The organism is Bradyrhizobium sp. 142 (genome assembly GCF_023074015.1).
GTDB lineage: Bacteria > Pseudomonadota > Alphaproteobacteria > Rhizobiales > Xanthobacteraceae > Bradyrhizobium.
In genome coordinates this window covers 1-1,803 of record NZ_JADPKQ010000213.1, presented here as the reverse complement: position 1 = coordinate 1,803, position 1,803 = coordinate 1, and the positions used below count along the sequence as shown (strand labels likewise).

General features: G+C 57.9%; 1 protein-coding gene. It reads left to right on the top strand.

The window, feature by feature from the left end; all coding sequences use genetic code 11:
- Window positions 1-412: 412 nt before the first annotated feature.
- Window positions 413-1,438, top strand: a complete 1,026-nt coding sequence (locus IVA82_RS19495; protein ID WP_247383192.1) for an acetylserotonin O-methyltransferase — start codon at window positions 413-415, stop codon at window positions 1,436-1,438.
- Window positions 1,439-1,803 lie beyond the last annotated feature (365 nt).

The window sequence follows — 1,803 nt, the reverse complement described above, 5'->3', positions numbered from 1 at the left end:
GCTCTCCAGTGCTACCACTATCCTCTCAACTGGCTACCGGTCTCTCGGCTCATGCTCCCGCGCAGCGGGCTGGAGCGCAGCGACTTTGTGCTCTGGCCCAATGCGAACTCCAGGTGGTGTTCCCTGATGGTCGGCTCATGGAGGTAAACCGGAAGCAACCGGCCGCCACTCCGAACGACGTTCATGACCCAAGTCGGACAAACTGCTGGAAGCTCTCGATGCCCGAATTTCCGGTCGTCGTAGCCTCGGACAATTCTTGGGTCGCCGATCCACGACATATTGGTGGACTTCTCTCGCGCAAAGGCGCACCGTTTCTATACTTCGATGACGTAGTGTATTCTTGATGATACCGCTCGCGGGCCGGCTCGGCGTCATGACGTGCGGGGCGGTTGGGCAGTCGCCGGAGGCTCAAATGCAAGGCGAAATTTCTCCAGATTACATCCTACAAATTGGTTTTGGGTTCTGGCCATCCAAGACGTTGTTGAGCGCCGTAGAACTGGAGCTCTTCTCGCGGCTTGCGGACGGTCCCAAAACTGGCCTTGAACTGCAAGTCGCCATGGGGCTGCATCCGCGTGGGACGTATGATTTTCTCGATACCCTTGTCGCGCTCGGATTGCTGCAGAGAGATGGCACCGGCGAAACCGGCAAATACGGCAATACCCCTTCGACCGCGATGTTCTTGGTCAAGCAGAATCCCCAATATATTGGCGGGATACTCGAGATGGCGAACGCTCGGCTGTATCGGTTCTGGAGCGATCTCACGCCGGCGCTGAAGACCGGAGAGCCTCAAAACGAGATCAAGGAGACAGGCAAGTCCATGTTCGACGCGCTCTATTCAGACCCGGCACGCCTTGAGCAGTTCATGGACGCGATGAGTGGCATCTCCATGGGCAATTTCATGGCGTTCGCCGAGAAATTCGACTTTTCCAGATATAAGACCATGGCGGATATCGGCGGCGCAACCGGGCAACTTTCGGCAATCGTCGTGGCGCGGCATCCGCATATGCAATGCCGGACATGCGATCTAGCCGATGTGCGGCCGATCGTCGAGCGACGGGTCAGGGAGCGCAACCTTGGCGATCGGATCACTGCCGAGACGATCGACTTCTTCTCGGACGAGTTTCCCAAAGCAGACATCATCACGATGGGGATGATTCTTCACGACTGGAACCTCGAGAACAAGAAGATGCTGATCGCGAAGGCCTTCCGCGCGTTGCCGGTCGGCGGCGCGCTGGTCGCCATCGAGAACATCATCGACGATGAGCGCAGGAAAAACGCCTTCGGTCTCATGATGTCGCTGAACATGCTGATCGAGTTTGGCGATGCGTTTGACTTCACCGGCGCTCAGTTTACCGAGTGGTGCCAAGAGGCAGGGTTTAGCCGTTGTGAGATTATTCAGTTGGCGGGACCCGCAAGTGCAGCGGTGGCTTATAAGTAGCATGTCCAACGTGAAATCCGGCGTTCCAAAAGTGCCCCCTTGCTACTCGGCCGCGCTGTCGAGGGATCGTATTATTGCTGCGGCGCATAAGTCCGTAGCTGTGTTGGTTTTTGGACGCCGGCAACAAGGAGGCTCGGCACGCTCAACTGACCGGCGTCCAAAAAGCGCCAAGGCACGAAGTCGCGGGAAGTTGGGCACCGATAGTGCGGCGAGCGCTATGGGGATTTAATGTTGGTGCCGATGTCGATGACGTGGGTGATGTTAGCCTGATGCCAGCTGGATATCTGCGCGCACGCGAGATCGGGCGAGTGCGGGAGGAGCTTCGGCGGTCGCTTGGATCGGATCGAGGGGCGATCCGCACGCTG

What these genes read in the sequence shown, in the direction of transcription:
- IVA82_RS19495 (WP_247383192.1), top strand. Translation starts at nt 413, where the DNA reads ATGCAAGGCGAAATTTCTCCAGATTACATCCTACAAATTGGTTTTGGG.